Origin of the sequence: Algoriphagus sp. A40 (assembly GCF_002002735.1) — a bacterium.
Lineage (GTDB): Bacteria > Bacteroidota > Bacteroidia > Cytophagales > Cyclobacteriaceae > Algoriphagus.
In genome coordinates, this window is record NZ_MUNY01000072.1 from 279,952 (window position 1) to 298,265 (window position 18,314).

The window sequence follows — 18,314 nt, forward strand, 5'->3', positions numbered from 1 at the left end:
AGATTCATTCACCAAAAATTACCTATTTGATGGCCATCAGAATCTTTTAAGACTGGAAATTGATCAGCTGACCAATTTTCAAATGGATTCATTTTTAAGGCATTTGTTTGTAATGGATCAAAAATTTAGAATTGAGTTAAATGAAAACAAAATATCAGATTCGATAGATCGGGCTGAAAGGAGGAAAATTTACGGCAAAATGGATAAAGCGGATAAGATTAACTATACCCTACTTAAGCGGATTCATGGAAAATTTGGGTGGCCGAGTAATAAAGTCTTTTCTGATTCAGCGGTTGATGCGTCATTCTTTATCACACTCCATTATAGGGGACATGATTTAGATTATTTGACCCCGCTGATAGAGGAGTCCTTTTCCAAAAAAGAAATTAAGAATGACCATTATGCGATTTTGACAGATCGGGTTTTACTCAGATATGGAAAATCTCAAAAGTTTGGAACCCATTGTCGAATGACGCGTGATGGCACTGTTGATTTTACCAGTTTACCTGATACTTCAGGAATCAATCAAAATCGTCGAGAAATCGGACTGAAAGAATTGAATTGGAAGACCTGTGATTTGGTGTCCTACTAAGATTTCAATAGTTACTTCCTCATTTCAAACTCCCTATTTGCCCCATCTAAAAACTCCACAAAAGCCGCAATATCCGTATTGTACCCTCTCGGTTTCGCTAGCAATTGCTCCTGATGATCCAGAATCACATAGTACGGTTGAGCGTTGTTGTTGAATCGGGTGATTTGGAAGTCCGCGTTTTGCTTGCCGAGGGTCTTTTTCATCTTGGCGTCGTAGGAGGAAGTGTACCATTCGCTTTCCGGAAGTTCCAATCGCTCATCGATATACAATGCAACCATTACAAAATCTTCTCTGAGTCGCTTCAGGACTTGAGGATCCACCCAGACATTTTCCTCCATTTTCCGGCAATTCACACATCCGTGACCGGTAAAGTCGATCAGAAGGGGTTTGCCTTCTTTTTTTGCGGCAGCCAAGGCCTGCTCGTAGTCAAAGTAGCCTGGGATTCCATGAGGGATTTTCAGCAGATCCCCGTATTTAATCACTTCTCCAGATGTATTGGCTGATTTTACGGAGGTAATTCCCTCCTCAAGTTTGAATTGTTGTGTGGTAATCGGAGGGAGATAACCGCTAAGGATTTTGAGCGGAGCTCCCCAAAGTCCGGGAATCATGTGCACCACAAACGCAAAAGTCAATAGGGCCAACAACAAGCGAGGCACTCCAATGTAATCCAGTTTGGAATCATGGGGCAGTTTGATTTTTCCCAACAGGTAAAAACCTAAAGCCGAGAAAATCACAATCCAAATGGCCAAGAAAATATCCCGGTCCAATATGCCCCAATGGTACACCAAGTCGGCAATTGACAGAAACTTGAAAGCCAAGGCCAGTTCCAAAAAGCCCAAAACGACCTTGACCGTATTGAGCCAACCGCCGGATTTGGGCAGACGTTGCATCCATTCCGGGAAAATGGCAAAGAGGGTAAAAGGAATCGCAAAGGCCAATCCAAAGGCAAACATCCCCAAAACCGGTTTGACTAATTCACCTCCAGCAGAGGAAATCAGAATCGAACCCACAATCGGCCCGGTGCAGGAGAAAGAAACCAACACCAGAGTAAAGGCCATAAAGAATACCCCTCCCAATCCGCCTTTCTCAGCTTTTGCATCGATTTTGTTTACAAAGCTGGAAGGCAGATTCAACTCAAACATGCCCAAAAATGCTAAGGCAAAGACAATGAAAATACCGAAGAAGAACACATTGGGAATCCAGTGCGTAGCCAGCCAGTTGGCAAACTCAGGGCCCTGGATGGCGGCTACGGCTGTCCCAGCCACAGTATAGATGGAGATGATCGAAATGCCGTAAATCATCGCCTGACGGATTCCTTGTGCCCGGGATTTTGATCTACCAGTGAAAAAGCTCACTGTCATCGGAATCATCGGAAACACACATGGCGTCACCAAGGCAGCCAATCCCGCCAAAAATGCCAAGACAATAAAACCCCAAAGGGATTCAGTCTCACCTTCTGTGGTGAAGTCTTGGGGTTCGACTGGTGTTTGCTTTAATTCGTCACCTGATTGTCCTGCTTCTCCAGAAGCCGGACCATCCACTAATCCAAAGGGTGATGCTTCAGTTGCTGAATCCACCAGTTTTTCGGGGCCTTCTTCTAAGTTGGCTTTTGAGTCAGTAATGACTGCTGCTTCGGAAGTAGCGGCAGAACGACTAGACTCTTTTGCAATAAACCTTATCTCAATATCATCTTCGAAATTAGTGCAACTCACATCATTGCACATCTGATATCTAAGTGTGCCTTTAATTACTCCGGAGGTTGATTGAATGATGATAGGCTGCTCAAACCGCCCTTTTCCCATAAAATAGGTGATATCACCTTCCCAGATCTCATCAAATTTTTTCTTTGGATTGATCGCTTTGAGATTAGAGGCGATCGAAAAATCCTCAGAGTCGCTAGGAATAAATTTGGTCAACCAAGGACCCAAATCCTCGTCAAAATCATTCGAATACACATACCAGCCTATAGGAATTTGTACTTCAAAGACCAAGTTGGCCGTTTCTCCAACTTGCAATTCCTTTGGCTCAAATGTAAATGTCCATTTCGGTGGCTTCACCAATTGGGCTTGGGCAAAAGCAGAAATCAAAAGAAAAACCGGAACGAGAAAGATTCCGATTTTTTTAGAATTGAAGGTCATCTATGGATTGGATTTACTCTGGCAAACAAGGAATTAGTACTTGAGGTTCGAAAATAAGATCAATCGACTAGGCATTTGGCGACTTTGATCACTTTTCGCTTAATGCCCTGAAGTGACGGAAGAATGCTGCAATCGTCTCAATGCCTATAAAGTAATTTTTTACCCCGTAATGCTCGTTTGGTGAATGAAGCGCATCGGTATCCAAGCCAAAGCCGAATAAAATAGGATCGCTTCCTAGCTCTTTTTGGAACAAAGCCACAATCGGAATCGAACCTCCCTCGCGGGTTGGGATCGGTCTTTTGCCAAATGTTTCTTCCATCGCCGCTTCTGCCGCTTTGTAACCGATTGAAGAATCGGAAACTACTGCAGGAGCTCCACCGTGATGGGTTTTCACTTTCACTTTGACGGAATCGGGAGCAATTGATTTGAAGTGATTTTCGAAAAGAGTAGCAATTTCATGCCAGTCTTGGTCGGGAACGAGGCGCATGGAGATTTTTGCAAAAGCTTTGGAGGGAAGGACTGTTTTGGCTCCTTCTCCGGTATAGCCACCCCAGATCCCATTAACATCCAGAGTCGGTCGGATGCCCACCCGCTCGATGGTGGTATAGCCTTTTTCTCCATGGACATCGGCAATGTCCAGTTTGTCTTTGTATTCACTGAGTTCAAAGGGGGCTTCATTCAATCGCTGACGCTGCTGAGCGGTGAGTTCCTGTACTTTTTCATAAAAACCCGGGATGGTAATGTGCTCATTCTCGTCCTTCAATGAGGAGATCATTTTGCAAAGCACATTAATCGGATTGGCCACGGCACCCCCATAGGTTCCGGAGTGCAAATCCCGATTGGAGCCAGTCACTTCCACCTCCATATATGCCATGCCGCGAAGTCCCACTGTGATGGAAGGATCCTTCATGCTGATCATGTGCGTATCTGAAATCAGGATCACGTCAGCTTTTAGCCGCTCTTTGTTGGCCAATACGAATTTGTCCAGGTTGTCTGAGCCGACTTCCTCCTCGCCCTCTATCATAAATTTCACATTGCAGGGCAAATCACCGGAGCCGATCATGGCTTCCAAAGCTTTCACGTGCATGTAAAACTGCCCTTTGTCGTCAGCTGAGCCGCGGGCGAAAATAGCCCCTTCAGGATGTATTGCCGTTTTTTTGATGACAGGTTCGAAAGGTGGGGAATCCCAAAGCTCATATGGATCAGCGGGCTGCACGTCATAATGCCCGTAAACCAAGACAGTTGGCAAGGCCGGATCGATGATTTTTTCTCCGTAAACAATGGGATAGCCAGCCGTCGGGCAGATTTCGGCCACATCAGCACCTGCTTTTTCCAGGGATTCTTTGACAAACTGGGCTGCCGCAAAGACGTCGTTTTTGAATTTGGGATCGGCGCTCACGGAAGGGATTCGGAGCAATTCCAGCAGTTCGTTGAGAAATCGGTCTTTGTTTTTTTCGATAAAAGCAGCTACGGACATATTTGGGTGTTTGAAGTTTCTAAAGGCCTCAAAATTATTCCTTTCGGAAGGATTTGCCTAGGAATTTTTGATTTTAGCCACGAAGGCACTAAGACGCTAATAAAAATTTCATTTTGAAGAGTACGCCGAGGAGATAAAAAAAATTATGTATTGACGAAGCGCCGGATTCCTTTTTTGATTATCGGAACATTGAAATTGATCAAATAGCCTAAGTTCAGTTTTGAAAGTTTGAGGTGGCTGATAATTTGAGCTTCCCATACGGGATTTACCACATCAACGGCTTTGAGCTCTACTATCACCCTGTCATTGACCAGCAAATCCAACCGGAGTCCTTCATCAAACCAGATTCCATCATAGGAAATCGGAATGTTAACTTGTCTTTTAACTTCAAATCCTGCTTTTTTAAGTTCATGCTCCATACATACCTCGTAAATCCTTTCCAAAAGTCCAGGACCAAGATCTTTGTGAACGGTAAAAGCAGCATGAACTACAACTGTCCCGATTTGTTCTTCAAAATCTGTAGGTTTCGTGTGATTCATTTAAATTAAAAATTTTTGAATCTTAATTTAATAAATCCATAGCGTCTTCGTGCCTTCGTGGCAAAACACAAAATATGAAAGCACTTCTCTGTACCCAATTTGGCCTTCCTGAAACTTTAACTGTTCAAGAAATTGCTGATCCCATTCCTGCCCCAAATCAAGTCCTAATTGCCGTGGAGGCCTGTGGAGTCAATTTCCCCGATGTGCTGATTATCCAAAACAAATACCAGTTCAAGCCTGAACTTCCTTTTGCTCCGGGAGGGGAAGTAGCAGGAAAGATCATTGCCCTAGGTGATCAGGTGCAGGGATTTCAGCTCGGCCAGCCGGTTCTCGCACTGTGTGGCTGGGGAGGATTTGCGGAAAAGGTCGCCGTGGACGTAGATCGGATGTTTCCCCTTCCTCCCGGACTTTCTGCGGAGGTGGCAGCCACGACTCTTTACACCTATGGGACTTCCTACCATGCCCTAAAAGACAGGGCCAACATTCAGCCAGGAGAAACTCTCCTGGTACTCGGGGCAGCTGGGGGGGTGGGACTGGCGGCGGTAGAATTGAGCAAATTGATGGGAGCGAAAGTCATCGCGGCCGCATCTTCGGATGAGAAACTTGCTCTCTGCCGTGAAAAAGGTGCAGAACATACAATCAATTACGAAACCGAAGACCTCAAAACCCAAATCAAAGAATTGACGGGAGGTAAAGGTGTCGACGTGGTTTATGATCCGGTTGGTGGCAAATTCACCGAATCCGCTCTCCGGGGTATGGCTTGGAAAGGCCGCTACCTGATCGTGGGCTTTGCCAATGGGGAAATTCCCCAGATCCCGATGAATTTGCCCTTGCTGAAAGGCTGCTCGATTCTGGGGGTGTTTTGGGGACAATTTTCCAAAGTGGAGGCCAAGGCCAGTTTTCAGAATATACGTCAACTCGTCGCTTGGATTCAGGAAGGAAAAATCAAACAACACATTGGTAGAAAATACACTTTGCAAGAAGCGCCTGAAGCCTTGCAGGCGATTTTGGATCGGAAGATGCTGGGCAAAGGGGTGGTGGTGATTTGATTTTACCATGAAAATCGTAAATCCAATTTTCGATTTTCATGGTAAAATGATTTGATTTCATCTTTAGTCTCCCTACATTTACCATGAAATACGTAAATCAAACTTTCGATTTTCATGGTAAAAGACCGTAACATTCTACCTCTTTTGCAGGAATATCTTTCGATTTTCCCAGCTGTTGGCCTATTGGGCCCAAGGCAGGTGGGAAAGACGACCCTCGTCAAAAACCTGAAACTCGAAAAGGAAAGTCTGTACCTCGATTTGGAAAAAGCATCTGACCGAGCCAAATTGGTTGATCCCGAACTTTTCTTGAAAGCCCATACTGACAAAACGGTCATCCTCGATGAGATTCAACTGATGCCGGAGCTTTTTGCCGAACTGAGAAGTCTGATCGATGAACAGCGCGAGCCCGGACGATTTATTTTGTTGGGTTCGGCGTCTCCGGATCTCATCCGAAAGAGTGCTGATTCCTTGGCTGGCCGGATTGGCTATTTGGAGCTGACTCCTTTTTACCTTGGAGAAATTGATCCTGACGAACTCCAAAAACTCTGGATTCGGGGTGGGTTTCCCCTGTCTTTTCTAACCAAAAGCGAGCGGGAGTCACAGCTTTGGAGGCAGAACTTCATCAAAACCTATCTTGAAAGAGATCTGGCGCAGATTGGACTTAGCACAGATCCACGACTGGTGGAACGCTTTTGGATGATGCTGGCTAATGCTCAGGGGGGAATCTGGAATGCGGAGAGTTTTGCGAAAGCACTTGGAATTACCCGTCCGACGGTCAACCGATATCTTGAGTTTTTGGAAGGATCTTTTATGGTGAGGGTTTTGGCTCCTTTTCACCAAAATATCAAAAAACGACTGGTCAAATCGCCCAAAGTCTTTATTCGGGATACAGGCCTACTGCATTCCCTGACCGGCGTGGATAGCATGGATTCCCTGATCAATCAGTTGTTGGTCGGGCCAAGTTGGGAAGGATTTGTGATCGAGCAGATTATTGCCACATTGAGGGAGGAGTATGAATACTACTTCTACCGGACCCATCAGGGAGCGGAATGTGACTTGCTTTTGGTGAAAAATGGAGTCGTAAAAACCGCCATTGAAATCAAAAACACCCTTTCCCCCAAACTCAGCAAAGGCATGCAGATCTCCATGGAAGATACCGGTGCAGAAAATGGCGTAATCATCTGTCGGATTTCGGATGGCTATCCACTTTCAGAAAAAGTCAGGGCGGTAGGATTGAAGGAGTTCTTGGGTAGAAAGTAAAAAGGCTCATGATCCGATGAGAATTTTGCGCCAATTTATTACTGCCCATTTTAGAAAAAGTTAGTGTAACTTAAGGTTGTTCAAACTCAAAGTTTGTGAAGAAAAAGCATAATGAGTCAATCTGAAAAATACCAAAGGACGAGATCCGAAATCTTGACGGAGTTCAAGAGTCACGAAAAATTTGTGGTATTCTACATGAATCAAATTGTTGATGGACATTTTGATTTTTACAAACCTTTGGCCGCAAGCTTCAGAATTCTTTTCCATCATCATCGGGCAAATAAGTCGTTGTTAAATCAGCTAGAGATTACAGACAAGATAGAAATGGTTTCTACATCTAACAGATTTGATCCATCGAGTTTAGTACCATTTTTAGGGCTTCTATTTATGCGTGTAGAATCTACACAAGCCTCCTACGTCCCACATGAGATTCACTCTGAGTTCAGAACACTGTCTTTTGAAAGATGGTGGTCAGAGGAAATAGTAATTAGTGATTCACTCAGACATCAATGGACTAGAAAGGATTTAGTTGCTTTTGCGGCAGATCAGGATGGGGGAAGTCATGTTGACCCTAGGATAGATCAAAAGTATTATCAGCTCGCATATCAAAATTCAATTGGCTGGAAATTTTTTCAAGGAGGAGAATCTCACGGGAGAGATATGGACAATCCTGTTCCCGTAAGTCTTTGGCAAATTGGGATAGAGTTTTTAAAATCACTGGAACTTTCTAGAAGGAAAAATCCAACTCTGATTTAAGACTAGGTAACGTCCAAAAACTAAAGCCCAACTCGTAGAAAAATGAGTTAGGCTTATTTTTGTGGGACCTAAGGGATTCGAACCCATGACCTCTGCTCTGTCAAAGCAGCGCTCTAAACCAACTGAGCTAAGATCCCAAAATACTAAAATCAGGCTCTAAACCTCCCGATTGCTATCGCGGATGAGCTAAGATCCCGATTTGTGCTTGCGAATATAGATAACCCTCCAAGGGTTCGCAACCCTTGGAGGGTTTTAACTTAAACAAAACTCTCCCGCAAATACTTTCCCGTGAAATTCCCCTCTTCCATCGCCAAGTCTTCCGGAATTCCCGCAAAGGTCAGATGACCGCCTTTATTTCCACCCTCAGGTCCAAGGTCAATCACCCAATCTGCGGATTTTATGACTTCTGTATTGTGCTCGATGATGATCACGGAGTGTCCCTGATCGATCAGCGCATTGATGCTGTGAAGCAGTTTGCTGATGTCGTGGAAGTGGAGACCGGTGGTAGGTTCGTCGAAGATGAACAGGATGTGATCTCCGGTTTTGGTTCCGCCTTTTCCCAGGAAAGAAGCCAGTTTCACCCGCTGAGCCTCTCCACCGGAAAGTGTATTGGAGCTTTGGCCCATGCCGATATAGCCCAAGCCAACTTCCTGAAGCGGCTGAAGTTTATTGATGATCTGAGTTTTGCCTTTGAAAAATTCCAGGGCCTCGTCGATGGTCATTCCAAGCACTTCTGAAATGTCCTTTTCCTTGAATTTGACCTCAAGAATTTCATTCTTAAATCGCTTGCCTTTGCAGGATTCGCAGGTCAGGTGGATGTCGGCCATAAACTGCATCTCCACCGTTATGGTACCTTCGCCCTGACAGGCTTCGCATCTTCCACCATCTACATTGAAAGAGAAAAATGCCGGTTTGTAACCTCGTTGCTTGGAAAGGGGCTGCTCTGAAAAGAGATTTCGGATCGCATCATAGGCCTTGACATAAGTCACCGGATTGGAGCGGGAAGACTTGCCGATCGGATCCTGATCTACAAATTCTACCTGGGTGACCCGCTTATAGTCTCCTTCGATCCGATCGTATTTTCCGCTTTCGTCCAGGACTGTTCCCAGCATTTTTCCCAAAGCCGGATACAGCACTTTTTTGATCAGTGTGGACTTTCCCGAACCGGAAACTCCTGTCACGACGGTAAGTGTATTTAGTGGAAATTGGACAGTCAGATTTTTCAGGTTGTTTTCCCGGGCACCTTTCACCGTGATAGAATCCTTCCACTTCCGATTGCCGATTTTGGTGAAAATCTTCTCTTCGCCACGCAGATATTTGGCTGTATAAGTTGTTCCGGAAGTGATCAAGTCCTCGATTTTTCCCTGGAAAAGCAATTCTCCGCCCTTCACTCCGGCATCCGGTCCGATGTCGATAATCTGGTCTGAGGCTTTCATCACCTTTTCCTCATGCTCTACTACAATCACTGTATTCCCGAGATCCCGAAGTTCTTTTAATACTCCAATCAATCGATCTGTATCCCGCGGGTGCAGACCGATGCTGGGTTCATCCAAAATATACATGGAACCTACCAGGGCCGAACCCAAGGAAGTTGCCAGTTTGATCCGCTGATATTCTCCTCCGGAAAGAGAGGATGTAAGGCGGTTCAGTGTCAAATACCCCAAACCGACCTGATCCATAAATTCCAGACGGCTTACGATTTCCTTTAGCAATCGGTTGGCAATCTTGGCTTCGTGAGGTGCTAACTCTATTTTTTGGAAGAAAGTCAAGGCATCCTCAATCGGCATCAATACGATGTCAGTGATGGATTTTCCCTGGAGTTTGACATAGGATGCATCTTTTCGCAATCTGGTTCCGCGGCAATCCGGACAAGTAGTGCGACCACGGAACCTTGACAGCATGACCCGGTATTGGATTTTGTAGGTTTTGCTTTCCAGATCTTCAAAAAAGGCATTTAGTCCCTGAAAATATTTGTTTCCGGTCCAGAGCAATTCCTGTTCCTTTTCAGTAAGTTCTCCATAAGTCCTATGGATCGGGAAGTCGAATTCGATGCCTTTTTTCAGCAAAGGTTCCAACCACTGCTTGCTGGATTCACCGCGCCAAGGAGCAATGGCTCCTTCGTAAACTGACATTTCCTTGTCAGGAATCACCAAATCCCTGTCGATGCCCAGCACATTGCCAAAGCCTTCGCATCTTTTACAGGCGCCATAGGGATTATTGAAAGAGAAAAAGTTGACCGAAGGAAGCTCGAAACTCATGCCGTCGAGCTCAAACCGGTCAGAAAAAGACTTGGTTTGGACATCCGGCACGGTGATTTTACAGTCCCCATGACCTTCGAAAAGGGCAGTTTGGATAGAGTCGGCAATCCGGAACTGATTGTCTTCGTCGTCTTTCAGCACTGTAGCTCGATCGATTAGGATTTCGTACGAGCCTTTCTTTATTTTCTTTTCCCCCAAAAGATCCTCTACAAAATATACTTCCCCGTCGATGAGGATTCGGGTGTAGCCTTTTTGCAAAAGCAGCTCCAATTCCTGTTCGATTTTTCTTCCGCGCTCAATCTGCAGTGGACAGGAAATCATGACTTTGGCCCCTTCCTCAAAGGAAAGGACATAATCCACAATGTCGGTCACGGTGTGATGCTTCACTTCTTTCCCCGATACGGGAGAAAAAGTCTTGCCGACACGGGAGAATAGCAGTTTCAGGTAATCATAAATCTCCGTGGTGGTGCCGACTGTGGAGCGAGGGTTTTTGGTGCTGACTTTTTGCTGGATCGCAATGGCCGGAGCCACGCCTTTGATGTATTCCACGTCGGGTTTTTCCATCCTTCCGAGAAACTGGCGAGCGTAGGAGCTCAAGCTCTCCACATACATCCGCTGGCCCTCGGCAAAAAGTGTATCGAATGCCAGAGAGGATTTGCCCGAACCAGAAAGTCCGGTGATGACTATGAATTTGTTTCGGGGAATCGCCACGCTCAGGCTTTTGAGGTTATTGACCCTGGCGTTTTTTATGATGATGAATTCTCTGGGATCGAGGGAATCGAAGTCGATTTTAGCGGGTAAAGTGCTTAAAGTCATAGCTGGCAAAGTTAATCAGACAACAGAGGAAATGGCCAAATGGTTGGACTTTTTGTGCCTCGTGAGTGGTAAGTAGTTCGATTTACAACTTACCATTTACAACTTACAAACTCATTTATATTTCAAAATTGGCTTATTTCGAACATGGATCTCCAATTTCTCCTCGATGGATTTGCCGAAGGCTTGAAAAATATGACCTGGCTGGAGGCTGTGGCCATATTTTTTGGGATTGCTTCGGTTTTTTACTCCATGCGGGAGCATATTTGGGTGTATCCGACTGGACTGATTTCTACTTCAATCTATGTCTGGATTTGTTTTCAGTACAAGGTATATGCGGACATGGGCATCAATGCCTATTATTTCGGAATGTCGATCTATGGCTGGTTTGTGTGGAGTCATCCGCAGACTCAGACCAAGGTTCTCCCCACCACCTGGATGAGTTCTAAAGAATGGCATTGGGCAACTTGGTTGTTTCTGCTTTCTTTTGTCATTTTATCTTCTGTACTCAAGGCGTTTACAGACAGTGATGTGCCCTACTGGGATTCGTTTACCACAGCCTCGGCATTTGTAGGAATGTGGCTGATGGCCAAAAAGAAGGTAGAAAACTGGTACTTTTGGTTGCTGACTGACTTAGTCTCTGTACCACTTTATTTTTATAAAGGCTTGATCTTGACTTCATTCCAGTTTCTAATCTTCACCATCTTGGCCACTATGGGCCTAATTGCTTGGATCAAATCTGCCAAAAGCCATGCAGAAGCCTAAGCGAATTCTCATTTTGGGACCGGAGTCTACTGGAAAAAGTACCTTGGCGGAGGACTTAGCAAATCATTTTAGCGAACCTTGGGTGCCGGAATATGCCCGGGAATACCTGGAAAAAATCAATCGCCCTTATAACTACGAAGACTTACTGGAAATCGGTAAAGGACAAGTAGCATTGGAAAATCGCCTAGCCGAAAAAGCCCAAAATTTCCTCTTTTGCGATACAGACCTGCGAGTTATCCACATTTGGTCGGAGCATCGATTTGGCAAAACGGATGCTTGGGTTTTGGATGAAATCGCCCGGAGAAAATACGATTTGATTCTGCTGACTGACACGGATTTGCCTTGGACTCCGGATCCGCTTCGTGAATATCCCGAACTGGAAATGCGCCAGTATTTTTTCCAAAAGTATCTTCAATTGGCTCAGGAAAGCGGTTTTCCTTTTTTGATTGTTTCCGGCGATCAACAAATAAGGCTTCAAACTGCTTTAGATGCTCTAAATCAACTTGTGGATTAGAATCCTTTAATTTTTCAATTTTTCAATCTTCAAATTTTTCAACCCATTCACCACTTCCTCAATGAAAGAGTCGCCGCCTCAACCAATTTTATTTGATCTGGGTGATAGTTGTTGTTTAGTACGATGATCGTTTTGTTTTCCTCAATGAACCGAACCAAAATCGTTTTGTATCCCGGATTGTCACCGGTATGTAGGATCATTTTCCCAAAGGGGCTTTTGGGTTCCACTTCCCAGCCAAAGCCGTAATAGCTTCTTGTACCGTCGTTCAGAATATAGGGTGAAAATGCCTCTTCGAGTGTTTCCTTTTTGACTAATTTTTGGGTGTAAAGTGCCTGATCCCACCTGAGCAAATCCTGTGCAGTACTACTGACTCGTCCCGGACCTTTGCGGTTACCCAGCCAAACGGTGTAGTCTGAGGAATGGAATTTATTTGCATTCACATAATTTCCCAAGCTGTCCAAGAGATGGCCCGCGGCAAAATTAGGAATGGCAGCCTTTTCCTCCAGAGTCCGAATATCTGTGTCTTTCATGCCTAATGGCTTGAAAATCCATTCTTTTGCCAATTCAATGAAATCTTTTTTGCTTGCTTTCTCCACGATGCTTGCCAACAGAACATATCCGGTATTACTGTAGAGGTATTGCTCTCCGGGGTCAAAGATTTTTTGGGGTGCATACCGGTTGAGGTATTCGAGGATTTCCGGATTGCCGGCCACTTTACTTTTGTCCCAGTGCTCATCCATGATGGCCTGATAATCGGGCAGGCCGCTGGTATGAGTCAGCAGATGCCGGATGGTGATTCCTTTGTATGGGATGTCCAGGTACTTTTCCACCGGATCATCGAAGGAAAGCATCTTTTTTTCCCGGCACATCATCACGATCATGGCGGTAAACTGCTTAGAAACGGAAGCTAATTCGAAAATGTCTGATGGAAAAAGCAGGATATTTTGTTCAAAAGATCGCTTTCCTATTGCTTTTTCCATGAGGATTTTTCCGTCCTCTGCTACCAAAATTACCCCTGAGAAACCGTTGGATTCGGCTTGATTAAGAGCGCTTTCCAGGATTTTTTGCTGTGAAAATCCAGGATTTATCAACAGAAAAAACAAGACAATTAATGTGGATAACTTGCTCATTTCACCAAAGAATATTTGTTAATAAAATTGAAAGTAGCATCGAAAGCATTAACCCAGTTTTTATGTAGGAGGAACGAGTGAACCTCATCCGGATAGATTAATTGCTCCACGTGAACACCCTGTTTTCGAAGGACTTCCGCAAGCTCTACACTTTCTGAGAAAAGCACATTCCTGTCGTCATCCCCATGGATCAGAAGCACAGGGTCCTTCCAGTTTTTTACAAAGTTCATAGGGGAGGATTTGAAAGCCAAAGCGGCCATTTCCGGGAATTTCTCAGGTTTATACCAGGAGGCAAAGACCGGAATGTCATTGTTCCAGTTGTGCACGCCATGTATATCCACACCCACAAGGAATTTTTCAGGAGCCTGAGAAAGCGCATGTGCAGTCAGAAATCCGCCATAGCTACCGCCCCAAGGTGCAATTCTTGAAGCATCGACATCAGATCTGGACGCCAGATAATCTGCTGCGGCCATCACGTCCTGTACCTCACTTGCTCCTCCGGCACCGTAATTTTCCTCCTCGCGGAAGTCCATACCGTATCCGATTCCACTGCGGTAATTCAAAATAAATGCAATATATCCCTGAGTAGCGAAGTATTGCTGGGCGGCATAGGTATGACTGTAATACATGCCATAATTGAATCCCAAAAGCATCTGTCTTCTACTACCGCCATGGAGGAAAATTACCGCAGGATATTTCTTGCTTGGGTCGTATTCGGCTGGAAGGAAAAGCTGCCCATAGCTTTCAAAACCGTCTTTTGCTTTAAGTGTAATCGATTCAGGCTTGCTAAGTTTTTTTGGGAAATTAGCCGGAAAATACTCCTCCGCCAGCATTTTGGTCTTCCCGTAGGTTTTGATCATGGGCCATCCCGGACGATCCCAATTGGATTGAAACCAAGCCAAGCCATTTTCGATACGGACAGGAGCCCAATTGATTGTCTGCGGATCGGACAGTAGTTCCATTTCAAATGTGGATAAGTCCAATCTTGACACTTGTCTTCTATCGATATTTCCGATGTTATGGGTGACCAAAAGCTCATTTTTGGTGAAGGAAGTCTGAACCCATTCCACCTGCCCTTCGCCTGGAGTCAGGTGCTTGACTGCTTTGGTTTGTGGATTGACGGCATATAATTGCATCCAGTTGTTTTTTTCCCAAGGGAAAACCAAAGAACCTGAGGGAGTCCACCATAGCCGCTCGCTTACGGCTGGCAAATCGTCCACCATCACAGATCCCCGGCCTAGATCGGCCTTCCAGACCTCCTCAGCTTTCATCGAAGCAATATCGAGTACTCGTATACTCCAGGGATTTGCTTCTTTGATGGAAGTGAATGGAAGTAGGTTTAGGATGTTTGGAATCCGGAGGTAGGCCAATTTTTTCCCATCAGGACTCCAGGCCGGATAAGCATCAAAGTCAAGGCTGGATTCCGGATAGGTCAATTCCTTTTTCTCCAAATCCCATAATCCGACATAGGAATGGTCCGATCGGCCAGACATAAAAGCCAGATATTTTCCGTCAGGAGAAAAGGAAATCATTGAAGCACTTCCTCTAGCCGTGAACAGTTGCTTGACAGAATCTGTGGTGTCTGAGCTTGCCTTCAAATAAACCGATCCGCCGATTAGGTAAGCGACATTTTGGCCATCCGGACTGAAAACAGGTGAAGTTCCCGGAGAAAACCACTTGAATTTTCCGCTTTGCAGATCCAGGCTGTAGATCTTTTTGTCTGTATTTTCCTGAAGTTGTGCAGGATTTGCCGGTTGCCCAGCTGGATTTCTGGGATTACCACGGACAAACAAAATTGTTTTTCCATCCGGGGAAAAGACCAAAGGGCCTAAATCAATTCCGTTATCGCCTTTGTAATCGGTCAGTTTTTTTGCTTGATAATTCGGAGCTTTTGCATAAAAAACATTTCTTTCACCTTGGTCATTAACCACCCAAGCGACAGCTTTTCCGTCCGGAGCGGCAGTCATTGAGGTTGAGAATGGGACCGAAAGAAAATCGGAAACACTTTGTGCTACAAGTTGAAACCAAAGCAAAAGTAGAATAAAAGTAAAAGTGCTCTTTTTCATAAAGTTGGGGTTTTGTTCAAATTACTTAACCCAATGAGGGATTCAAAATGCTTGATGGGTATATGCGCTGATCCAGGAAACCGATATAAGATTATTTCCTAAAAAGTCCTAGCTTTTAGGACTTTATACCTAAAAACTAATGATCCATCGGCCTTTCCTGATTTTTTCCTTTTGGCTTTTTTCACAAATCTGTATTGCTCAAATGACGCCTCAGCAGCGGGATAGCTTGGACAAGCTGACACAGGCGGACCATCAACTGATGATGAAAATGCTTGGGATTGATTCTCTTCGACCAGGCCCGTCGGGAAATCCTCAAGCTCTTAATGCCGCGAATTCTGATGAAAGCAAAGTAAGACTGGAAAACATGCCTCTCCCACTGATTTTTGAAGATGGAAAATCAGTAAAAAATCCAAAAGATTGGGAAAAGCGAAAGGCTGAATTGAAAGAACTTTTTGATCGGGAAATGTATGGCAGGACACCCGAAAACCTACCTGGCGTAAAATGGGAGCTGGTTTGGGAAAAAGATACTCTGATTGGGTCAATAGAAACCAAGTATAGAAAACTGAAAGGAATTGTGGATAACTCTGCTTTTCCTGCGATTTCTGTTTCTATTGATTTTGAATATGGTGTCCCAAAAAATAGTGTAAAACCTGTTCCCTTGGTTAAGGAGTTTGGCTGGATCTGGCCGGCAGGAATGCAGAGACCTCCAGCTCCTCCCGGCCCAAGTTGGCAGGAACAACTTCTTAAAGAAGGCTGGGGCTTTGGGGTAATCATTCCGACAAGCTACCAAGCGGATAATGGTGCGGGACTTCGATCAGGAATAATCGGTTTGGTAAATAAGGGCGAACCCAGAAAACTGGATGATTGGGGAACCCTGAAAGCCTGGGCTTGGGGAGCAAGCCGCGCTTTGGATCACCTCGAAACCGATCCAAAAGTGGATAAGTCAAAAATCGGGGTCGAAGGCTTGTCACGATATGGAAAAGCCGCATTAGTTGCCATGGCTTATGAGCCTAGGTTTTCGATTGGCTTGATCGGTTCATCCGGAGCAGGAGGAGCCAAATTACTTCGAAGGATTTTTGGGGAACAGGTTGAGAATTTGGCTGCCTCAGGTGAGTACCATTGGTTTGCCCCAAATTTTATCAAATACGCTGGGCCGCTTAATCAGAACGATTTGCCCGTCGATGCCCATGAATTGATTGCTCTCTGTTCTCCGAGGCCGGTGTTTATTTCAGTAGGTTCTCCGACCGTGGAAGGGCAATGGATTGATGCCAAAGGAATGTTTGATGCTGCGGTTTTGGCAGGTCCGGTTTATGAATTGCTTGGAAAAAAGGGATTATCAACCGAAGAATTTCCTTCGATTCAGACTTTTTTAGGCGAGGGGGATTTAGCTTTTCGTCAGCATGAGGGCGGACATACGGTTGGTCCTAATTGGCTGTATTTTATAGAATGGGGGAAGAAGTATTTTGGAAAAGGAATCTGAAGATGTGATTGATGTTCCTGAATAAAGGCCGCTAGCGGAATAGGATTACGGAAAATCTGAAACTCGTCAGCCCAAATTTTGACAAAACTTTTGAGGGCTACAGTGGTTTTGCCCGATTGTCCTTGACTCTGTTATTTCCATATCAAGGATTGATCAATGCTTGCAATTGTGGCTCTTCCGGTCAATGCCATTGCCATTTCAAATTCAGCTCTCAAAATTTCTAAGGTTTTGGTAACACCTTCTGCACCACCCGAAGCCAAACCAAAACAGATCGGCTTTCCAACTAACACAGCATTTGCACCCAAAGCAATCGCTTTCAAAACATCAGTGCCTCGTCTTATTCCACCATCCATCAGAATGGGAATTCTCTTGTTTACTCTTTCCACAATTCGTGGTAAAACTTCAATTGTAGCCGGGACAGTATCTAAATTTCTGCCACTGTGATTGGAAACTATTATGCCCGATGCACCGATTTCAATTGCTTTATCTGCATCATCAGGATGTAGAATCCCTTTTAATAAAACTGGTACTTTTGCAAATGAAATTAGCCACTCCATTTCTTTCCAGGTAATAGACAATGATTCACCAATTCTATACGGTGCATTAATACCATCAGGCAATTTAAAATTTACTCTTGCTTGCCTATCTCGAGCACCCCCAACTGGTGTATCCACCGTAATGCAAAGAGCCCGACAACCTAACTCCTCTGCTTTTTGAACAAGGTTTTTGGTAAATTCTTTGTCGTCTCTCACATACAATTGAAACCAAAACGGTTCGGTTGCCACTTTTTTAATTTCTTCCAAAGGTGTGGTTGTAAATGAACTCACCACATAAATAGCCTCCGCTTTACTTGCACCTCTGGCAGTCGCCAGTTCGCCTTCGGGATGCATGATTTTATGAAACGCCGTTGGTGCGACTAAAATGGGATAAGGTAGTTTGTGACCAAAAAGTGTGACAGATGTATCCAATTTGCTGACATCATTGAGCACATTCGGATTTAATTTTATAGCATCTAATGCCTGTCTGTTCCAGCGCACAGTAAATTCATCAGCTGCACCACTTGCGACATATTCGAAGGCCATTTTGGGCATTTTCCCTTCGGCCATTTTCTCAAAATCAAACAAATTAATGATTTCGGACAAGTCAACCGTGTTGCCGTTAATCAATTGGAATTGATCTTGCCCAGCTGATTGGCTTTGTCCGGACAATGGAACCATTAAACCACCTGTCATTGCGGTGATTATTTTGAGTAAATCCCGTCTTGTATGTTCCATTTTGGGTTTGAATTAGTTTGTTTTTTTGGGCCTAAGGTTTCCCTTTCTCTACCTGAAAGTTCAATAAGGAACGCAAATCTTTTCCTCTTTCCAAAACCATAAGACCCTCATTTGCAGGAATGTCATACTTCTCAAATGAATCAGTAGTAGGAAATAGGTGGAGGAAGATTTTTTTCTCTTTCCGAAGCTTACCCAGAAATCAA

14 protein-coding genes and 1 tRNA gene are annotated in these 18,314 nt (G+C 44.6%); 7 read left to right on the forward strand and 8 right to left on the reverse strand.

Features of this window, described 5'->3' with window-relative positions:
* Positions 1-82: 82 nt before the first annotated feature.
* Positions 83-592: a DUF6624 domain-containing protein gene (locus B0E43_RS18740; RefSeq protein ID WP_139352823.1), complete on the forward strand. Its 510-nt coding sequence runs from the start codon at positions 83-85 to the stop codon at positions 590-592.
* Between the two features lie 11 nt (positions 593-603).
* On the opposite strand, the gene B0E43_RS18745 is transcribed toward B0E43_RS18740, so the two are convergent.
* The 3 genes from B0E43_RS18745 to B0E43_RS18755 form a co-directional block, all read right to left on the reverse strand.
* Entirely contained in the window at positions 604-2,730 is a 2,127-nt protein-coding gene (locus B0E43_RS18745; RefSeq protein ID WP_077352604.1) for a cytochrome c biogenesis protein CcdA, read from the reverse strand.
* Positions 2,731-2,818: 88 nt separating this feature from the next.
* Positions 2,819-4,207, reverse strand: coding sequence for a dipeptidase (locus B0E43_RS18750; protein WP_077352606.1), 1,389 nt, complete (start codon positions 4,205-4,207; stop codon positions 2,819-2,821).
* A 143-nt stretch (positions 4,208-4,350) separates the two neighbouring features.
* Positions 4,351-4,746 carry a GxxExxY protein gene (locus tag B0E43_RS18755; protein WP_077352608.1) on the reverse strand — a complete coding sequence of 132 codons (396 nt, stop codon included), beginning with the start codon at positions 4,744-4,746 and terminating at the stop codon, positions 4,351-4,353.
* A 74-nt stretch (positions 4,747-4,820) separates the two neighbouring features.
* Between B0E43_RS18755 and B0E43_RS18760 the strand changes: the two genes are divergently transcribed.
* The 3 genes from B0E43_RS18760 to B0E43_RS18775 all read left to right on the forward strand — a co-directional run bounded on the left by B0E43_RS18760 (position 4,821) and on the right by B0E43_RS18775 (position 7,811).
* A complete protein-coding gene (locus B0E43_RS18760; protein WP_077352610.1) occupies positions 4,821-5,795 on the forward strand; it encodes an NADPH:quinone oxidoreductase family protein in 975 nt (324 codons plus the stop codon).
* Between the two features lie 114 nt (positions 5,796-5,909).
* Positions 5,910-7,055, forward strand: a complete 1,146-nt coding sequence (locus B0E43_RS18765; protein ID WP_077352612.1) for an ATP-binding protein — start codon at positions 5,910-5,912, stop codon at positions 7,053-7,055.
* Between the two features lie 195 nt (positions 7,056-7,250).
* Positions 7,251-7,811, forward strand: a complete 561-nt coding sequence (locus tag B0E43_RS18775) for a hypothetical protein (protein ID WP_139352824.1) — start codon at positions 7,251-7,253, stop codon at positions 7,809-7,811.
* A 62-nt stretch (positions 7,812-7,873) separates the two neighbouring features.
* Here B0E43_RS18775 and B0E43_RS18780 read toward each other — a convergent pair.
* Positions 7,874-7,948: transfer RNA gene (locus tag B0E43_RS18780), tRNA-Val, on the reverse strand.
* A 120-nt stretch (positions 7,949-8,068) separates the two neighbouring features.
* A complete protein-coding gene (gene uvrA / locus B0E43_RS18785) occupies positions 8,069-10,885 on the reverse strand; it encodes an excinuclease ABC subunit UvrA (RefSeq protein WP_077352618.1) in 2,817 nt (938 codons plus the stop codon).
* A 144-nt stretch (positions 10,886-11,029) separates the two neighbouring features.
* Between uvrA and pnuC the strand changes: the two genes are divergently transcribed.
* Positions 11,030-11,647 carry a nicotinamide riboside transporter PnuC gene (gene pnuC, locus B0E43_RS18790; RefSeq protein ID WP_077352620.1) on the forward strand — a complete coding sequence of 206 codons (618 nt, stop codon included), beginning with the start codon at positions 11,030-11,032 and terminating at the stop codon, positions 11,645-11,647.
* Positions 11,634-12,161, forward strand: coding sequence for an AAA family ATPase (locus B0E43_RS18795; RefSeq protein ID WP_077352622.1), 528 nt, complete (start codon positions 11,634-11,636; stop codon positions 12,159-12,161). The genes pnuC and B0E43_RS18795 overlap by 14 nt, the downstream gene beginning before the upstream one ends.
* 47 nt (positions 12,162-12,208) lie before the next feature.
* Here B0E43_RS18795 and B0E43_RS18800 read toward each other — a convergent pair whose 3' ends face one another.
* Both B0E43_RS18800 and B0E43_RS18805 read right to left on the reverse strand, forming a co-directional pair.
* Positions 12,209-13,291 carry a serine hydrolase gene (locus B0E43_RS18800; RefSeq protein WP_077352624.1) on the reverse strand — a complete coding sequence of 361 codons (1,083 nt, stop codon included), beginning with the start codon at positions 13,289-13,291 and terminating at the stop codon, positions 12,209-12,211.
* A complete protein-coding gene (locus B0E43_RS18805) occupies positions 13,288-15,357 on the reverse strand; it encodes a prolyl oligopeptidase family serine peptidase (protein ID WP_077352626.1) in 2,070 nt (689 codons plus the stop codon). The genes B0E43_RS18800 and B0E43_RS18805 overlap by 4 nt, the downstream gene beginning before the upstream one ends.
* Before the next feature lie 202 nt (positions 15,358-15,559).
* Between B0E43_RS18805 and B0E43_RS18810 the strand changes: the two genes are divergently transcribed.
* Positions 15,560-16,837 carry an acetylxylan esterase gene (locus B0E43_RS18810; protein WP_254423458.1) on the forward strand — a complete coding sequence of 426 codons (1,278 nt, stop codon included), beginning with the start codon at positions 15,560-15,562 and terminating at the stop codon, positions 16,835-16,837.
* A 131-nt stretch (positions 16,838-16,968) separates the two neighbouring features.
* Here the strand turns inward: B0E43_RS18810 and B0E43_RS18815 are convergent, their stop codons facing one another.
* Positions 16,969-18,111 carry an alpha-hydroxy acid oxidase gene (locus tag B0E43_RS18815; RefSeq protein ID WP_254423459.1) on the reverse strand — a complete coding sequence of 381 codons (1,143 nt, stop codon included), beginning with the start codon at positions 18,109-18,111 and terminating at the stop codon, positions 16,969-16,971.
* Positions 18,112-18,314: the final 203 nt, after the last annotated feature.

Excerpts from the sequence above, each read along its gene's own strand:
- B0E43_RS18765 (WP_077352612.1), top strand. The coding sequence starts at position 5,910 with ATGGTAAAAGACCGTAACATTCTACCTCTTTTGCAGGAATATCTTTCG.
- B0E43_RS18815 (WP_254423459.1), bottom strand. The coding sequence starts at position 18,111 with ATGGAACATACAAGACGGGATTTACTCAAAATAATCACCGCAATGACA.
- B0E43_RS18800 (WP_077352624.1), bottom strand. The coding sequence starts at position 13,291 with ATGAGCAAGTTATCCACATTAATTGTCTTGTTTTTTCTGTTGATAAAT.
- B0E43_RS18795 (WP_077352622.1), top strand. The coding sequence starts at position 11,634 with ATGCAGAAGCCTAAGCGAATTCTCATTTTGGGACCGGAGTCTACTGGA.
- B0E43_RS18740 (WP_139352823.1), top strand. The coding sequence starts at position 83 with ATGGATTCATTTTTAAGGCATTTGTTTGTAATGGATCAAAAATTTAGA.
- B0E43_RS18755 (WP_077352608.1), bottom strand. The coding sequence starts at position 4,746 with ATGAATCACACGAAACCTACAGATTTTGAAGAACAAATCGGGACAGTT.
- B0E43_RS18805 (WP_077352626.1), bottom strand. The coding sequence starts at position 15,357 with ATGAAAAAGAGCACTTTTACTTTTATTCTACTTTTGCTTTGGTTTCAA.
- B0E43_RS18745 (WP_077352604.1), bottom strand. The coding sequence starts at position 2,730 with ATGACCTTCAATTCTAAAAAAATCGGAATCTTTCTCGTTCCGGTTTTT.
- uvrA (WP_077352618.1), bottom strand. The coding sequence starts at position 10,885 with ATGACTTTAAGCACTTTACCCGCTAAAATCGACTTCGATTCCCTCGAT.
- pnuC (WP_077352620.1), top strand. The coding sequence starts at position 11,030 with ATGGATCTCCAATTTCTCCTCGATGGATTTGCCGAAGGCTTGAAAAAT.
- B0E43_RS18760 (WP_077352610.1), top strand. The coding sequence starts at position 4,821 with ATGAAAGCACTTCTCTGTACCCAATTTGGCCTTCCTGAAACTTTAACT.
- B0E43_RS18810 (WP_254423458.1), top strand. The coding sequence starts at position 15,560 with ATGACGCCTCAGCAGCGGGATAGCTTGGACAAGCTGACACAGGCGGAC.
- B0E43_RS18775 (WP_139352824.1), top strand. The coding sequence starts at position 7,251 with ATGAATCAAATTGTTGATGGACATTTTGATTTTTACAAACCTTTGGCC.
- B0E43_RS18750 (WP_077352606.1), bottom strand. The coding sequence starts at position 4,207 with ATGTCCGTAGCTGCTTTTATCGAAAAAAACAAAGACCGATTTCTCAAC.